We start from the raw sequence: 15,238 nt of genomic DNA, 5'->3' as shown, positions 1-15,238 counted from the left end.
TCGTGGATGTACGTTTGCGAGAGTGGCGTTCTCATCTCTTCAGGCGTTCTCATTTCTTCACGGGAGGCTTCGATGCGTCACGGCCACTGGATCGGCGGCAAGCCCGAAGAGCCCGCGAACCAGGCCTACTTGCCCACCCTCGACCCCACGACCCGGCTCCCCGGCGACGAGGTGGCCGCGGGCTCCGCGCCCGACGTCGACCGCGCGGTCGCGGCGGCCGTGGCAGCCCAGCCGGCCTGGGCCCGCCGCTCCGCCGCGGACCGCTCCGAGGTGCTGCACGGCATCGCGGACGCCATGGAGGCCGGCGCCGACGAACTGATCGAACGGGAAAGGGCCTGCACCGGCAAGGTCCCGGGCCAGCTGCGGACGGAGGTCGAGATGTCGACCGCCTACTTCCGCTACTACGCCGGGATCCTCCGCGCCCACCAGGGCCGCACCATCGACCAGGGCGCCCACAGCCACACGTACACGAGGCTGGAACCGTACGGCGTCGTCGCCGTCATCACCCCCTGGAACCTGCCCCTGAACCAGGCCTGCCGCGCCCTCGCCCCCGCCCTGGCGGTCGGCAACGCCGTCGTCGCCAAGCCCTCGGAGTTCACCTCGGCCTCGACGCTCCACCTCGCCAGGCTGGCCACCGAGGCGGGCCTGCCCGACGGTCTGCTGAACGTCGTCACCGGCACCGGCCGCGACGTGGGCACCCCGCTGGCGCTCCACCCGGCGGTAGGGCGCATCGCGTTCACGGGCTCGGTGGCCACCGGCCGCCACCTCGCCACGGTCGCCGCCGACCGGATCGTCCCGCTCACCCTCGAACTCGGCGGCAAATCACCCCTGTTGGTGTTCGCCGACGCCGACCTCGACCGGGCGGTCGCCGCGGCGGTGACCGCGATCGGGTTCAACGCCGGACAGGTGTGCTCGGCCACGACCCGGCTGCTGGTGGAGGCGAGCGTGCACGACGAGGTCGTGGCCCGGGTCGCCGAGGCCGTCGAACTCCTCGAACCCGGCGTCGACTTCGGCCCGATGATCACCGAGGCCCAGTACGAGAAGGTGCTGGCCCACTTCGAGACCGCCCGCGCCCAGGGCGCCGTACCGGTGACGGGCGGGAGCGCGTACGACCACGGCCTCTACATCCGGCCGACCGTCTACGCGGACGTGGACCCGGCCCTGCGGATCGCCCGCGAGGAGGTCTTCGGCCCCGTCCTGGTGACCATGCCCTTCGCCGACGAGGCCGAGGCGCTGACGCTCGCCAACGACACCGAGTACGGCCTGGTCGCCGCTGTCTGGAGCGGGGACGTGGCCCGCGGCCTGCGGCTGGCCGAGCGCATCGACGCCGGTCAAGTCGCGATCAACGGCGGCCCGTTGACCATCGAGACCCCCTTCGGGGGCTACAAGCGGAGCGGTTACGGCCGGGAGAAGGGCATCGACGCCCTCCATGAGTACGCCCGGACGAAGACCGTCAGCCTCTCCATCGCACAGTTCTAGGGAGACCCATGGAAGAGACCGAGGCGCTGAGCGCCGCCCGCGGCATGCGCCGCACGATGCTCGGCGACGCGTACGTCAACGGCGCCACCGCTGACCCCGACCCCGTGGCCGTCGAGTTCCAGGACTACCTCACGGCGACGGCGTGGGGCGTCTGGGCCCGGGGCGGCGCGCTGAGCCCGCGCGACCGCAGCCTCCTCGTCCTGGCGATGACCGCCGCGCTCGGCCGTATGGAGGAGTTCCGCATCCATGCGGAGAGCGCGCCGCGCGCCGGGGTGAGCGACGCCGAGGTCGACGAGCTGCTGTTCCAGATCGCGGCGTACGCCGGGGTCCCGGCGGGCAGCGCCGCCCGCCGGACCGTGACGGCCGTACGGAGGGAGCGGTGACCGTCGGCTTCGTGGGCCTCGGCAACATGGGCAGCGTGCTGGCCGCGAACCTCGTGGCCACCGGACACGAGGTGGTGACCCACGACGCCCTCGGCCCGGGACGCGCACCCGAAGGCACGGCCTACGCCCCCGACCTGGCCGAAGTCGCCGCCAGGGCCGACGTGTTGGTGCTCAGCCTCCCCGACGGCACCGCGTCGCAGCAGGTCGCCCGCGCCATCGTCGCCGCCGCCGACCGCCGGGTCCGCCGGATCGTCGACACCTCCACCATCGGCGTGACCGCCGCCCGGTCCGTGGCCGAACTGCTCGCGGAGGAGAAGATCGGCTACGTCGACGCCCCGGTCTCGGGCGGAGTCGCCGGAGCGCGGGCCCGCACCCTCACCGTCATGTACGCGGGCACCGACGAGGACTGCGTCCAGGTCGAAGCGGTCCTGGCCGGGCTGAGCGACCGCCGCCATCGCGTCGGCGCCCGCCCCGGCATGGCCCAGGCGCTCAAGCTCGCCAACAACTTCCTGTCCGCCACGACCCTCGCCGCCACCAGTGAAGCCGTCGCCTTCGCACGCGCGGCCGGCCTCGACATGGCCACCGTGCTCGACGTCCTGAACGGATCGAGCGGCCGCAGCGCCGCCACCGAGGACAAGTTCCCCCGCCACGTCCTCACCGGCCACTACGCCGCCGGCTTCACCAACTCCCTGATGAACAAGGACGTACAGCTGTATCTGCGCGAGGCGGGGGCGGGGGCGGGAGCGGGCGAGGGCGCGGGCCCGATCGGGGCCGCGGTCGGGGCGCTGTGGGAGCGGTTCGCGCAGGTCGAGCCCGGTGTCGACTTCACCCGGATCTACCCGTACGTGGAGGGTTCTTGACGCTCCGACGCGGGCGAGAATAGCATTCTCATACGGAGAGACTGAGATTATCGTTCCTCCGTACAGCCGACTGGAGGACCAGACCCCATGGCGCACTTCAAGAAGCCCGAAGCGGGCAGCTGGACCGAGCACCTCAAGATCGGTACGGAGCCGGTCAGTTACGAGGACTCGATCTCGCCCGAGCACTACGAACGCGAACGGGACGCCATCTTCCGGAGGACCTGGCTGAACGTCGGCCGCGTCGAGCAACTCCCCAAGCGGGGCAGCTTCTTCACCAAGGAGCTGGACGCGGCCCGCACCTCGGTCATCGTCGCGCGCGGCACGGACGACGAGGTGCGCGCCTTCCACAACGTGTGCCGCCACCGCGGCAACAAGCTCGTCTGGAACGACTTCCCGCGCGAGGAGACCAGCGGGGTCTGCCGCCAGTTCACCTGCAAGTACCACGCCTGGCGCTACGACCTGGAGGGCAAGCTCGCCTTCGTCCAGCAGGAGCAGGAGTTCTTCGACCTCGACAAGTCGCAGTACGGCCTCAAGCAGGTGCAGACGGAGGTGTGGGAGGGGTTCATCTTCGTGAACCTCGACCCCGACAACGCCACCCCGCTACGGGAGTTCCTGGGCGAGTTCGCCCACGGCATCGAGGGCTACCCCTTCCACAAGATGACGCAGGCCCACAAGTACCGGGCCGAGATCGGCGCCAACTGGAAGCTGTTCATCGACGCTTTCGCCGAGTTCTACCACGCGCCGATCCTGCACGCCGGGCAGTACGTCTCCGACGAGGCCCGCAAGATCCAGAAGTACGGCTACGAGGCCCTGCACTACGACATCGACGGCCCGCACAGCATGGTCTCCTCCTGGGGCGGCATCGCCCCGCCGCACGACCGCGCGATGGTCAAGCCCATCGAAGGCGCCCTGCGCAGCGGCCTGTTCGGCCCGTGGGAGCCCCCGGACATCGGCGTGGAGACAGCGGACCTCCCCCCGGCCATCAACCCGACCCGCGACAAGCGCTGGGGCATGGACTCCTTCGTCTTCTTCCCCAACTTCATGCTGCTGATCTGGCGGCCCAACTGGGTGCTCACCTACCACTACTGGCCCACCGCCTACAACAGCCACATCTTCGAGGCCACTTGCTACTTCGTCCCGCCGGAGAACGCCTTCCAGCGCCTCCAGCAGGAGTTGGCCGTCGTCTCGTTCAAGGAGTACGGCCTCCAGGACGGCAACACCCTCGAAGCGACCCAGACGATGCTCGAATCGCGCGCGGTGCGGGAGTTCCCGCTCAACGACCAGGAAGTCCTGCTCCGCCATCTGCACCAGACCGCCCGCCAGTACGTCCGCGACCACGAGCAGCGCACGGCCTAGGAGGACCCGAGCATGACCACCGTCTTTCCCCCCGAGTTCGCCGCCCTGGAGCCCTACGCCGACTGGGCGGTGCCGACCGAGAAGGCCCGCTACGCCAAGCGGATCGCCAGCACGATGGACGAGCTCGACGCCTTCTACGCCACGGCGTTCCCGCTCCTCAAGGACGGCACGGAGTACCTCCAGAACGTCACCATGGACGACATCTCCGAACCGGACAAGCATCTGCTGTGGCTGTTCTGCGCGCTGGTCACCGTCGCCTTCTCGGTGGAGGCCTGGCGCCAGCCGAGGGTCCCCGACACGGGCCCCGCCAGCATCGACGCGGTCGTCGAACCGGCCGTCTGATGCCCCGCGCCCGCACCCCGCAGCTACCCGTCCACCTCCGCGCCGCCCGCATGCTCGACGTGGACAAGGGCGAACTCGTCGAGCCGGGCGACCTGTTGATCGAGGGCGACCGCATCACGGCGATCGCCCCGACGACGGTCCCCGAGGACGCGGTGGAGATCGACCTCGGCGACCTCACTCTGCTGCCCGGCCTGATGGACATGGAGGTCAACCTCCTCCTCGGCGGCCCGGACCACCGCAGCCCGCTGAACCCGGTCCAGGACGACCCCGCCGTACGCACCCTCCGAGCGGTGGCCAACGCCCGCCGCACCCTCCGCTCGGGCTTCACGACCGTGCGCAACCTGGGCCTGTTCGTCCAGACGGGCGGCCTGCTCCTGGACGTGGCGCTGAAGAAGGCGATCGACCTCGGCTGGATCGAGGGCCCGAGGGTGGTCCCCGCAGGCCACGCGATCACTCCCACAGGCGGCCACCTGGACCCGACCATGTTCCAGGCCTTCGCCCCGCACATCATGCCCCTGACCGTCGAGGAGGGCATCGCCAACGGCGTCGACGAGGTCCGCAAAGCCGTCCGCTACCAGATCAAGCACGGCGCACAGCTCATCAAGGTCTGCGCCTCCAACGGCGTCATGTCCCACACAGGCCCGGCCGGCGCCCAGCAGTACTCCGACGAGGAACTGCGGGCGATATCCGACGAAGCCCACCGCGCGGGCCTCAAGGTGGCGGCCCACTGCATGGGCGACCGCGCGATCCGCGCCGCCCTGGACGCCGGCATCGACTGCATCGAACACGGCTTCCTGGCGAGCGACGAGGTCCTCGACCTCATGGTGGAGCGGGGCACGTTCCTGGTGGCCACGACGTACATCGCCGACGGCATGGACGTCTCGAAGGCGGCCCCGGAACTCCAGGCCAAGGCCGCCGACGTCTTCCCCCGCGCCAAGGCGACGATCAGCAGGGCCATCGAGCGCGGGGTCCGGATCGCCTGCGGCACGGACGCCCCGGCGGTACCGCACGGCAGGGGAGCAAAGGAGCTGCTGGCGCTGGTGGACCGGGGCATGACCCCGCTGGGGGCCATCCGCGCGGCGACGACGACAGCGGCAGACCTCATAGACGCGGACGACAGAGGCCGCTTGGAGCCGGGCCTCCTGGCCGACGTGATCGCGGTCCCGGGTGCCCCCCTGACGGACATAGGCGTGACCGAGGACGTCCGGTTCGTGATGAAGGGCGGCCAGGTGTACCGGCACGAGGACGCGACGAGCTGAGGTTCACGGGGCGCCGATAGTCTGCCGGGCGTGTTCGAATACCACGGGTGGATCAGCGTCCGCGAGACCGCCGATACGGATGACGACGACGGCCGGCTCCACGAGATCGTCGACGGCATCGCGGCCCGCATCCGGGAGATCGACAGCCCGTACCTGCTCGACCTGAGGTGGATGAACGGAGAGCCGTTCATCCACCTCGGCGGTTTCTGCAACCACCGAGACTCGGAGATCCCGGCGTTCTTCCGCGAGGTAGGACGGCGGGCTCCGGGCTCCTACGGTCTCCTGCACCTGTGCGACGACGAGGACCCGGGCCACGGGAACGAGGTCCGGGTCCTACGCCTGGTCCGTGGCCGCGTGGCCGAGGACACGGAGACGCGGCTCTCGCCCTGCATCCCTGTGCTGGAGGACCCGTTCACACCTTCCGCGTGATGCCGCCGTCCACCCGGACGATCGCCCCGGTCGTGAAACTCGACGCCGCGCTCGCGAAGTGCAGGGCCAGCGGCGCCACGTCGTCCGGTTGCCCGAGCCGCCCCAACGGCACGAACGACGCGTCGAAACCCTCCGCCTCCCACTCCTTGTGCGCTCCGGTGCGGACCGGCCCCGGCAGGATCGCGTTGACCCGGACCTTGGGGGCGTAGGCCTCCGCGAGGCCGACGGTGAGGGCGTTGAGGCCTGCCTTGGCGCAGGCGTAGGGGAGTTCGTGGACGCTGGCCAGGAGGGAGCCGGCCGTGCCGATGTTGATGATGGACCCGCCCCCGTGGTCCGCCATGTGTTTCGCGGCCAGGACCGCGAGGCGGAACGGCCCCTTCAGATTCACGGCCAGCGTCTTGTCGTACAGTTCCTCGCTCACCGCGTCGAGGCTCTCGTACAACGGCGACATGCCCGCGTTGTTGACCAGCACATCGAGACGGCCGAACTCCTCCACCGTCTCGGCGACCAACCGCTCGCAGTCGCCCCACTGCCCGACATGGCAGGCGACGCCCACCGCCCGCCGCCCGGTCGATGCCCGTACCTCCTCGGCCGCCGCCCGGCACGCCTCCACCTTGCGTGAGGCGACGACGACATCGGCGCCGGCCTCCGCGAGGGTCTGCACGATGGCCCGGCCGATGCCGCGCGAACCGCCGGTGACCACGGCCACCTTGCCCGTCAGGTCATGAAGCTCGGCGAAGGACGTCATGGGCGTTCAGCCTTTCCGTGTCGTGGGCGTCAGCAGCTGGCGCCGCAGGAGCTTTCCGGTGGGGGTGTACGGGAGTTCGTCACGGAAGACGACGACGTCCGGTGTCTTGGAACTCCGTAGATGGCCTCGAACCCAGGCACGCAACGCCTCGGCGTCGACACTCGCCCCCGCATGCGTGACCACGAACGCGGCGATCCGCTCGCCCCACTCCTCGTCCGGCACCCCCACGACCGCCGCCTCACGCACGGCGGCGTGCCGCAGCAGCACGTCCTCCACCTCGGCCGGGGCCACGTTCTCTCCGCCGCGGATGATGGTGTCGTCGGCGCGTCCCTCGATGAACAGATAGCCGTCGGCGTCGAAGTGGGCGAGGTCGCGGGTGTGGAACCAGCCGTCGGCGTCCAGGGACGCGGTATCCAAGGAGGCGGCATCCCCCTTGTACTCGCCGGACACCTGAGGCCCGCGCACCCACAACTCGCCGACCGCACCAGCGGGTTGAGCCACTCCCGCCGCGTCCCGGATCTCCGCCTCCACCCCCGGCACCATCCGCCCCGCCGACCGCAGCCGCGCCCGCACCAGCGGATCGTCGGACGACAGCGCGGCCCGATGGTCCTCGGGCCCCAGCAGCGCGATGGTCGAACTGGTCTCGGTGAGCCCGTAGGCGTTCGTGAACCCGGTGTCGCGAAAGGCTCGCAGCGCCGCCTCCAGCACCGGACGCGGCATCCGGGCCCCGCCGTACGCCAGCGACCGCAGCGTCGGCACCTCCGCCGCCCGTCCGTCCAGATGCTCCACGACCCGGGCCAGCATCGTCGGCACGACCATCGCCGACGTGACGCCCTCCGTACGCACGAGCCCCAGCCAGGCCTCGGGTTCGAACGAACCGAGATGCACCATGCGCCGACCGGCGTAGAGATTGCTGAGCACCGAGCCGACGCCCGCCACGTGATACGGCGGCACGCTCATCAGCACGGCGTCACCCGGATCCGCCGACCCGAACTCCACGGTCTGCAAGATGTAGCTGCTCAGATGGCGATGCCGTAGAACCGCCGCCTTGGGGGCGGCAGTTGTGCCGCTCGTGAACAGCAGTACGGCCGGGTCGTCCGCGTCCGCCTCCAGCCCCACCGCCGGTTCCGCCGCCGAGCCCTCCGCGAGCAGGGCCTCCGGCGTCCGCACCTCGCACCCCGCGAACGCCTCCGCGAGCAGCGTCTCGTCGGCGACCACCAGCGGCCTCTCGGTGTGCTTCAGCAGCCCGGCCAACGCCTCTGCCGACAAGCGGTAGTTCACCGGTACCAACGGCACTCCGGCCAGCGCCGCTCCGAACAACAGGACAGGAAACGCAGGGCCGTTGACCCCCGCGAACACCAACTCCCGGGCCCCGGAACTGTGTACGACGGCCGCGACACCGGCCGCGGCCCGCCGCAGCTCCGCACAGGTCGTACCGGCGTCGCGCGGGCCGACCGCCACCCGGTCCGGATCGCCGGACGCGGCCATGTCGAGCAACATCGCGATGTTCAAGACGAGGTCTTCCTTTCTCGACGGGCGCGAACGCTATTCTACGTACAGGGAAACCTCATTCTCCAGGGAGTGTCCGTGGATTTCGAACTCAGCGAGCAGCAGGAGGACATCCGGGCGGGCGTCCGCGAGCTGGCCGCCTCCTTCGGACCCGAGTACTGGGCCGAGCAGGACGAGCGCGCGGAGTTCCCGTGGAGCTTCTACAACGCGTTCGCGAAGGCGGGCTGGCTAGGCATCGCCGTGCCCGAGGAGTACGGCGGGGGAGGACTCGGCGTCCTGGAGGCCTCGCTGCTGCTCGAAGAGGTGGCGGCCTCAGGCGCCGGCATGAACGGTTGCAGCACCATGCACCTGACCATCTTCGGCCTCAACGTCCTCGCCAAGCACGGCAGCGAGGAACTCCGCCGCGAGATCCTGCCGCACGCCGCCTCCGGCGACCTGCACGTCTGCTTCGGCGTCACCGAACCCGACGCCGGCACCGACACCACCAGCATCTCCACGTTCGCCCGCCGCGACGGCGACCACTACGTCATCGACGGCCGCAAGATCTGGATCACCAAGGCGGGCGACTCCCAGAAGATGGTCCTCCTCGCCCGCACCACCCCGCGCGACGAGGTCGACAAGCCGACGCAGGGCATCTCCGTCTTCCTCGTCGACGTCGACCGCACAGCAATGGACATCCGGCCCATCCCCAAGATGGGCCGCAACGCCGTGGCGTCCAACCAGATCTTCATCGACGGACTACGGGTCCCGGCCGGCGCGCGCATCGGCGAGGAGGGCGAAGGCTTCCGCTATCTCCTCGACGGCCTCAACCCCGAGCGCATCCTGCTCGCCCACGAAGCCCTCGGCCTCGGCCGGGCGGCACTGGACGCGGCCACCCGCTACGCCCGCGACCGCGTCGTCTTCGGCCGCCCGATCGGCCAGAACCAGGGCATCGCCTTCCCGCTCGCCGAGGCCCGCACCCGGCTCGACGCCGCCCGCCTGATGGCCCGCAACGCCGCCTGGCGCTACGACCGCGGCCTGAAGTGCGGACGCGAGGCCAACATGGCCAAGTTCCTGTGCGCCGACGCGGGCTTCCAGGCCGCCGACCGTGCCGTACAGACCCTCGGCGGCATGGGGTACGCCCGCGAGTACCACGTCGAACGGTACTTCCGGGAGTCCCGGCTGCTGCGGCTCGCGCCGGTCAGCCAGGAGATGGTCCTCAACTATGTGTCCCAGCACGTGCTGGGGCTGCCCAGGTCGTACTGAGGTACCGAGGTACCGAGTACTGACCGGACAGCCCCCGGTGCCGCAACCGCCTCAGCCCTTGCGGGCGTTGATCTCCTCGGTGAGCTGCGGGACGACGTCGAAGAGGTCGCCGACCACGCCGTAGTCGACGAGGTCGAAGATCGGGGCCTCGGCGTCCTTGTTGACCGCCACGATCGTCTTCGAGGTCTGCATGCCCGCGCGGTGCTGGATCGCGCCGGAGATGCCGTTGGCGATGTACAGCTGCGGCGACACGGACTTGCCGGTCTGGCCGACCTGGTTGGTGTGCGGGTACCAGCCGGCGTCCACCGCGGCACGCGAGGCACCGACAGCCGCGCCCAGCGCATCGGCCAGTGCCTCCACGGCAGTGAAGTCGGCGTTGACGCCACGGCCGCCGGAGACCACGATCGCGGCCTCGGTCAGCTCCGGACGCCCGGTCGACTCACGCGGGTTACGGCCGGTCACCTTCGTGCCGGTGGCGAGCGAACCGAACGTCACCCCCAGCTCCGAGACCGCGCCGGCGGCGGGGGTGGCCTCCACGGCGGCCGAGTTCGGCTTCACCGTGATGACCGGAGTGCCCTTGACGACACGGGACTTGGTGGAGAAGGAAGCGGCGAACACCGATTGCGTGGCCACCGGACCGTCCTCGCCCGCTTCCAGGTCCACGGCGTCGGTGATGATGCCCGACCCGATCCGCAGCGCCAGACGCGCGGCGATCTCCTTCCCCTCCGCGGACGACGGCACGAGCACCGCGACGGGGGAGACCTCGGCCACCGCCGCCTGCAACGCGTCGACCTTCGGGACGACCAGGTAGTCGGCGTACTCGGCGGCGTCATGCGTGAGCACCCGCACCGCCCCGTGCGCGGCCAGCACGGACGCCGTGTCCGCGGCCCCCGCACCCAGCGCCACGGCCACCGGCTCGCCTATCCGGCGGGCGAGGGTCAGCAGCTCCAACGTGGGCTTGCGGACGGAACCGTCCACATGATCGACGTAGACCAGAACTTCAGACATGAGACAGCGACTCCCGACGATTCAGATGAACTTCTGGGCGGCGAGGAACGCGGCGAGCTGCTTGCCGCCCTCGCCCTCGTCCTTGACGATCGTTCCGGCGGTGCGCGCCGGACGCGCGGTGGCGGAGTCGACGGCCGTGTACGCGCCGTCCAGACCCACTTCCTCGGCCTCGATGTCGAGATCGGAGAGGTCCCAGGACTCCACGGGCTTCTTCTTGGCGGCCATGATCCCCTTGAAGGACGGGTAACGCGCCTCGCCCGACTGGTCGGTGACGGACACGACGGCCGGAAGGGAGGCCTCCAGCTGCTCCGAAGCTGCATCCCCGTCCCGGCGGCCCTTCACGACACCGTCCTCGACGGACACCTCGGACAGCAGTGTCACCTGCGGCACCCCCAGCCGCTCGGCGACCAGCGCCGGAACCACGCCCGCCGTGCCGTCCGTCGACGCCATCCCGGAGATGACCAGGTCGAACCCGGCCTTCTCGATCGCCTTCGCCAGCACCAGCGACGTACCGATCGCGTCCGTGCCGTGCAGGTCGTCGTCCTCGACGTGGATTGCCTTGTCCGCACCCATCGACAGCGCCTTGCGCAACGCGTCCTTGGCGTCCTCCGGACCGACCGTCAGTACGGTGACCTCGACGTCGTCCGCCTCGTCGGCGATCTGGAGGGCCTGCTCGACGGCGTACTCGTCCAACTCGGAGAGCAGTCCGTCCACATCGTCACGGTCGACGGTCAGGTCGTCCGCGAAGTGCCGGTCGCCGGTGGCGTCCGGCACGTACTTCACGGTCACAACTATCTTGAGACTCACGGGAATTGCTCCTCTGCACGTCAGGCTGGTACGTCAGGCTGGTACGGAAGACTTCACTGACCGCTGCGCCGCAGCCGCACGCGGTACGAGTAGTGCTCGGGCAGGAAGTGACTGATCGCCAGCTCGACGAGGTGTCCGTCGGCCGACTGGTAGACCCGGTCGACGCGCAGCAGCGCGCGGCCCGGTGCGCAGCCGAGGTGTCCGGCCAGTTCGGGGGTGGCCTCCGCGACCGTGATGCTCTGCTCGGCCTCGGCGATCGGCTGGGGGAGCCGGCGGTCGAGCAGTCCGATGACGGTGAAGGCGCTGGGGGTGCCGGGCTCGGTGAGTTCGGGGACCGACTTCAGCAACTGGCCCACGGCGGGCGGCAGGAAGACGGCCGTGTGGCAGAACACGGTGTCCTCGTGGAGCCGCAGGAAGGCCAGTGTGTGCACCCGGTCGGTGTGCAGACCGAGCCGGCCCGCCGCGTCGACGTCGACCCGCCGGTGCAGCGGGGTGACGAGGTCCATGCGGGTGTCGATGGACAGCCCCATGAGGTCGTCCACCGAGCCGAACTGGCGCAGATACTGCTCGTCGCGCGGCGTGGCGAAGGTGCCGCGCCCCGGCACCCGGCTCACCAGCCCCTCCGCGACCAGATCCTGGAAGGCCCGGCGTACCGTCTGCCGGCTGATCCCGTGCCGCTCGGCCAGCTCGGCCTCCGTCGGCAGCCGCACCCCGTCGGGGTAGTCGTGGCGCAGGATCGCGGTCCGCAGTTCACGGGCGAGCCGCACGTAGGTGCTCTCGCGCTGTGGCTGTGCCGGCATCGGGACTCCCCGCGGTCAGACGACGCCGTCGGCGCGCAGCGCCTCGATGGCGGCGCGGGTACGGCCGAGCCCGGCGAGGATCGCGTCCGTGTGCTCGCCCACCGCCGGTACGGGGTCCATCCGCGCGGGCAGCCCCGCGAGGTCGGCCGGCGGCAGCAGCGCCTGCACGGTGGCGCCCGGCACGCCCACCTCGCGCCAGCGGCCGCGCGCGGCCAGCACCGGGTGGTCCAGGAACCCCGCGATGTCGTTGACCCCGGCACAGGCGATGCCGATGTCCTCCAGGTCCTTGAGGATCTCCTCGGCGTCGGACCGGGCACACCGCTCGGCGACGACCGCGTTGACCTCGTCGCGATGGGCGACCCGGTCCGAACCGGTGGCGAAGCGCGGGTCGGTGGTCAGCGCCGGATCGCCGAGGAACTCCGCGCACAGGACCGCCCATTCGCGCTCGTTCTGGATCGAGAACAGCACCTGTCTGCCGTCCGCGGCCGTGAAGGTGCCGTAGGGCGCGATCGTGGCGTGCTGGGTGCCCAGGCGTGGCGGCTGGGTGCCGCCGTACCGCGTGTAGTTGGCGGGCTGGCCCATCCACTCGGCCAGTGCCTCGAACAGGGAGACCTCCACCGGATGGGCCTCGCCGGTCGTGGCGCGGGTGTACAGGGCGGTGAGGACCCCGCTGTAGGCGTACATCCCGGCGGCGATGTCGGCGACCGAGATCCCGACCCGTGCCGTCTCCTCCGGGGTTCCGGTCAGGGAGACCAGCCCCGTCTGGCACTGCACCAGCAGGTCGTACGACTTGCGGTCGGCCCACGGACCGTCGGTGCCGTATCCGGAGATCGTGCACGGGATCAGGCGTGGCCAGCGCTCGGTGAGGGTGTCGGTGGCGAGCCCGAGGCGGTCGACGGCTCCCGGGGCGAGGTTGTGCATGAAGACGTCGGCGCCGTCGAGGAGTTCGCGCAGGATCTCCAGTCCGCGCGGGTCCTTCAGGTCCAGCGTGAGGGATTCCTTCGAGCGGTTCAGCCAGACGAAATAGCTGGAGTGGCCGTGCACGGTGGTGTCGTACCGCCGTGCGAAGTCGCCGCCGCCCGGGCGCTCCACCTTGATGACGCGGGCGCCCAGGTCGGCCAGCTGCCGGGTGGCGTAGGGAGCGGCCACCGCCTGCTCCAGGCTGACGACCGTGATCCCTGACAGAGGAAGCTTCGGCACGCTCATACGGCCCATTTGTACGGCCAAATCAAAACCACTGTCAAAGTGATCCAGGTCATCTCGGCATGCTCAGGACTGCCGGCTCGGATGGCACAGCACCATCACGGCCCGGGCGACGAGTTCGCCTGCGCCGCCGAGTTCCTGGCGGTAGCGGTCCGTGATCTCCCGTACGGTCTCCACGAACTCGGGGTCCACGGCGCGGGCGCGCGCGGGGGGAGGGAGTTCCTGTGCCATGGCGCGGCGACGGGCCAGGAGGGTGATGATCTCCTCGTCGAGGCGCTCTATCTGGGTCAGTGACAGGTCCGCCGTCAGGTCGGCGGTGTTGTTCGTCGTCACAAGGAACTCCGTTCTCCCGCGGGTGATGCGACAGGCCTCATCGCAATTGGTCCTTCAACACCTTGCCCGTGGCGCCGATCGGCAACTCCTCCCGGAACTCCACGGTTCGGGGCACCTTGAATCCGGCCATGCGCTCCCGGCTCCAGGCGATCAGCTCCTCCTCCGACACTGGCCGGTGCCGTACGACGAAGGCCTTGCCGACCTGACCCATCCGCTCGTCGGGCACGCCGATCACCGCGGCCTGGGCCACGGCCGGGTGCTGGAGCAGGAAACCCTCGATCTCGGCCGGGTAGGCGTTGAAGCCGCCGACCACGAACATGTCCTTCTTGCGGCCGACGATCCGCAGCCGCCCGTCGGCGTCGAGCGTGCCCAGGTCGCCGGTGCGCAGCCAGCCGTCCGGGTCGATCGCCTCGGCGGTCGCGGCCGGGTCGTCGAGGTAGCCGAGCATGACGCTGTAGCCGCGCACCAGTACCTCGCCGTCGTCGGCGACCCGGATCTCCAGGCCGTCGCACGGCAGGCCGACGGTCGTGGCGATGTCCTCGAAGGAGTCCCCGGGCCGGGAGGCGGTGACCGTGCCCGCCTCCGTGAGGCCGTACCCGGTCATGATGGTCCGGAAGGGCAGCTCACTCCTGATCCGGCGGATGAGCTCCACCGGGATGTCCGCCGAGCCGGTCACCGCCGCCCGCAGCGAGGACAGGTCCCGCCCGCCCTTCGCCTGCGCCTGGAGCAGGGAGTGGTACAGCGTGGGCGGACCCGGCAGCATCGTCACCCGCTCACGCTCGACGAGGTCCAGTACGTGGTCCACGTCGAAGACCGGCACCGGCAGGACCATCGCGCCCCGGATCAGGGAGGCGATACAGCCCGCCTTCCAGCCGAACATGTGGAAGAACGGATTGACGATCAGATAGCGGTCGCCCTCCCGCAGATCCGCCAGATCGCACCACTCCGCGAACAGCCGCAGGTTCTGCGCGTGGCTCATCAGGACGCCCTTGGGCCTGCCGGTGGTCCCCGAGGTGAAGATGATGTCGGAGAGGTCCGACCCGCGCACATCGCACTCGTACGGCGATCCGCTCGCCAGGAAGTCCGACTTCAGGTCGATCACCGGAACGCCGGGCGGCCCCGCGAACTCCAGGCCCAGGAAGCCCTGTTGGACGAGCAGCGCCTTTGCTCCACCCCGTACGACGATGTCGTGCGCCTCGTCCGCCTTGAACCGGGTGTTGACCGGGACCAGCACCCCGCCGGCGGCCAGCAGTCCGAAGCCCGCGATCAGCCACTCGGCGGAGTTGGGCGCCCAGATCGCCACCCGGTCGCCCTTCTCGACCCCCAGCGCCTTGAACGCGCCCGCCGCCTTCCGTACCCGCTCGGCGAGTTCGGCGAAGGTGAGCCGCAGCGGCCCGTCGACGACCGCCTCGGCAGTCCCGAAGCGGTCGGCGGCGCTGAGCACCATCCGGGGGACCGACTCCCAGGTCATACGGGG

Annotated in this window: 16 protein-coding genes; 8 read left to right on the top strand and 8 right to left on the bottom strand. The window is 70.4% G+C overall.

Translation table 11 applies throughout. The features are described from left to right. Positions 1 to 72 precede the first annotated feature (72 nt). The 7 genes from ABZ928_RS05285 to ABZ928_RS05255 all read left to right on the top strand — a co-directional run bounded on the left by ABZ928_RS05285 (position 73) and on the right by ABZ928_RS05255 (position 6,108). A complete protein-coding gene (locus ABZ928_RS05285) occupies positions 73 to 1,479 on the top strand; it encodes an aldehyde dehydrogenase family protein (RefSeq protein WP_361515151.1) in 1,407 nt (468 codons plus the stop codon). An 8-nt stretch (positions 1,480 to 1,487) separates the two neighbouring features. Further along, a complete protein-coding gene (locus ABZ928_RS05280; protein ID WP_361515150.1) occupies positions 1,488 to 1,862 on the top strand; it encodes a carboxymuconolactone decarboxylase family protein in 375 nt (124 codons plus the stop codon). Then, positions 1,859 to 2,722, top strand: a complete 864-nt coding sequence (locus ABZ928_RS05275; RefSeq protein ID WP_361515149.1) for an NAD(P)-dependent oxidoreductase — start codon at positions 1,859 to 1,861, stop codon at positions 2,720 to 2,722. Before ABZ928_RS05280 ends, ABZ928_RS05275 begins: the two co-directional genes overlap by 4 nt. 87 nt (positions 2,723 to 2,809) lie before the next feature. Continuing rightward, on the top strand, positions 2,810 to 4,078 hold the full coding sequence (locus ABZ928_RS05270) for an aromatic ring-hydroxylating dioxygenase subunit alpha (protein ID WP_361515148.1): 1,269 nt from the start codon (positions 2,810 to 2,812) through the stop codon (positions 4,076 to 4,078). A gap of 12 nt (positions 4,079 to 4,090) precedes the next feature. Then, on the top strand, positions 4,091 to 4,420 hold the full coding sequence (locus tag ABZ928_RS05265; protein WP_361515147.1) for a hypothetical protein: 330 nt from the start codon (positions 4,091 to 4,093) through the stop codon (positions 4,418 to 4,420). Beyond that, positions 4,420 to 5,679, top strand: a complete 1,260-nt coding sequence (locus ABZ928_RS05260; protein WP_361515146.1) for an amidohydrolase family protein — start codon at positions 4,420 to 4,422, stop codon at positions 5,677 to 5,679. Before ABZ928_RS05265 ends, ABZ928_RS05260 begins: the two co-directional genes overlap by 1 nt. Positions 5,680 to 5,709: 30 nt before the next feature. Further along, the gene (locus ABZ928_RS05255) at positions 5,710 to 6,108 is read left to right on the top strand and encodes an Imm7 family immunity protein (RefSeq protein WP_361515145.1); all 399 of its coding nucleotides are present in this window, start codon (positions 5,710 to 5,712) and stop codon (positions 6,106 to 6,108) included. On the opposite strand, the gene ABZ928_RS05250 is transcribed toward ABZ928_RS05255, so the two are convergent. Continuing rightward, on the bottom strand, positions 6,092 to 6,856 hold the full coding sequence (locus ABZ928_RS05250) for an SDR family oxidoreductase (RefSeq protein WP_361515144.1): 765 nt from the start codon (positions 6,854 to 6,856) through the stop codon (positions 6,092 to 6,094). The genes ABZ928_RS05255 and ABZ928_RS05250 overlap by 17 nt on opposite strands. A gap of 6 nt (positions 6,857 to 6,862) precedes the next feature. Then, positions 6,863 to 8,368: an AMP-binding protein gene (locus ABZ928_RS05245; RefSeq protein WP_361515143.1), complete on the bottom strand. Its 1,506-nt coding sequence runs from the start codon at positions 8,366 to 8,368 to the stop codon at positions 6,863 to 6,865. A gap of 75 nt (positions 8,369 to 8,443) precedes the next feature. Between ABZ928_RS05245 and ABZ928_RS05240 the strand changes: the two genes are divergently transcribed. Then, on the top strand, positions 8,444 to 9,610 hold the full coding sequence (locus ABZ928_RS05240) for an acyl-CoA dehydrogenase family protein (RefSeq protein ID WP_361515142.1): 1,167 nt from the start codon (positions 8,444 to 8,446) through the stop codon (positions 9,608 to 9,610). Positions 9,611 to 9,661: 51 nt separating this feature from the next. Here ABZ928_RS05240 and ABZ928_RS05235 read toward each other — a convergent pair whose 3' ends face one another. The 6 genes from ABZ928_RS05235 to ABZ928_RS05210 form a co-directional block, all read right to left on the bottom strand. Then, positions 9,662 to 10,618 (bottom strand): electron transfer flavoprotein subunit alpha/FixB family protein, encoded by a 957-nt coding sequence (locus ABZ928_RS05235; RefSeq protein WP_361515141.1) that lies wholly within the window; start codon positions 10,616 to 10,618, stop codon positions 9,662 to 9,664. A gap of 21 nt (positions 10,619 to 10,639) precedes the next feature. Beyond that, a complete protein-coding gene (locus ABZ928_RS05230) occupies positions 10,640 to 11,425 on the bottom strand; it encodes an electron transfer flavoprotein subunit beta/FixA family protein (RefSeq protein WP_361515140.1) in 786 nt (261 codons plus the stop codon). A gap of 53 nt (positions 11,426 to 11,478) precedes the next feature. Next, entirely contained in the window at positions 11,479 to 12,225 is a 747-nt protein-coding gene (locus ABZ928_RS05225) for a GntR family transcriptional regulator (RefSeq protein ID WP_361515139.1), read from the bottom strand. A gap of 15 nt (positions 12,226 to 12,240) precedes the next feature. Further along, a complete protein-coding gene (locus ABZ928_RS05220) occupies positions 12,241 to 13,431 on the bottom strand; it encodes a CaiB/BaiF CoA-transferase family protein (protein ID WP_361515138.1) in 1,191 nt (396 codons plus the stop codon). A gap of 63 nt (positions 13,432 to 13,494) precedes the next feature. Further along, positions 13,495 to 13,761, bottom strand: coding sequence for a hypothetical protein (locus tag ABZ928_RS05215; protein ID WP_361515137.1), 267 nt, complete (start codon positions 13,759 to 13,761; stop codon positions 13,495 to 13,497). A gap of 37 nt (positions 13,762 to 13,798) precedes the next feature. Beyond that, on the bottom strand, positions 13,799 to 15,232 hold the full coding sequence (locus ABZ928_RS05210; RefSeq protein ID WP_361516127.1) for a FadD3 family acyl-CoA ligase: 1,434 nt from the start codon (positions 15,230 to 15,232) through the stop codon (positions 13,799 to 13,801). Positions 15,233 to 15,238: the final 6 nt, after the last annotated feature.

The organism is Streptomyces sp. NPDC046909, assembly GCF_040644695.1.
Lineage (GTDB): Bacteria > Actinomycetota > Actinomycetes > Streptomycetales > Streptomycetaceae > Streptomyces.
Note: the sequence above shows the minus strand (reverse complement) of the source record. Positions and strands in the feature narration are given on the sequence as shown.

Bases quoted from the DNA above. Each gene is read 5' to 3' on its own strand.
- ABZ928_RS05210 (WP_361516127.1), bottom strand. From the start codon at position 15,232: ATGACCTGGGAGTCGGTCCCCCGGATGGTGCTCAGCGCCGCCGACCGC.
- ABZ928_RS05250 (WP_361515144.1), bottom strand. From the start codon at position 6,856: ATGACGTCCTTCGCCGAGCTTCATGACCTGACGGGCAAGGTGGCCGTG.
- ABZ928_RS05285 (WP_361515151.1), top strand. From the start codon at position 73: ATGCGTCACGGCCACTGGATCGGCGGCAAGCCCGAAGAGCCCGCGAAC.
- ABZ928_RS05260 (WP_361515146.1), top strand. From the start codon at position 4,420: ATGCCCCGCGCCCGCACCCCGCAGCTACCCGTCCACCTCCGCGCCGCC.
- ABZ928_RS05235 (WP_361515141.1), bottom strand. From the start codon at position 10,618: ATGTCTGAAGTTCTGGTCTACGTCGATCATGTGGACGGTTCCGTCCGC.
- ABZ928_RS05280 (WP_361515150.1), top strand. From the start codon at position 1,488: ATGGAAGAGACCGAGGCGCTGAGCGCCGCCCGCGGCATGCGCCGCACG.
- ABZ928_RS05225 (WP_361515139.1), bottom strand. From the start codon at position 12,225: ATGCCGGCACAGCCACAGCGCGAGAGCACCTACGTGCGGCTCGCCCGT.
- ABZ928_RS05265 (WP_361515147.1), top strand. From the start codon at position 4,091: ATGACCACCGTCTTTCCCCCCGAGTTCGCCGCCCTGGAGCCCTACGCC.
- ABZ928_RS05270 (WP_361515148.1), top strand. From the start codon at position 2,810: ATGGCGCACTTCAAGAAGCCCGAAGCGGGCAGCTGGACCGAGCACCTC.
- ABZ928_RS05220 (WP_361515138.1), bottom strand. From the start codon at position 13,431: ATGAGCGTGCCGAAGCTTCCTCTGTCAGGGATCACGGTCGTCAGCCTG.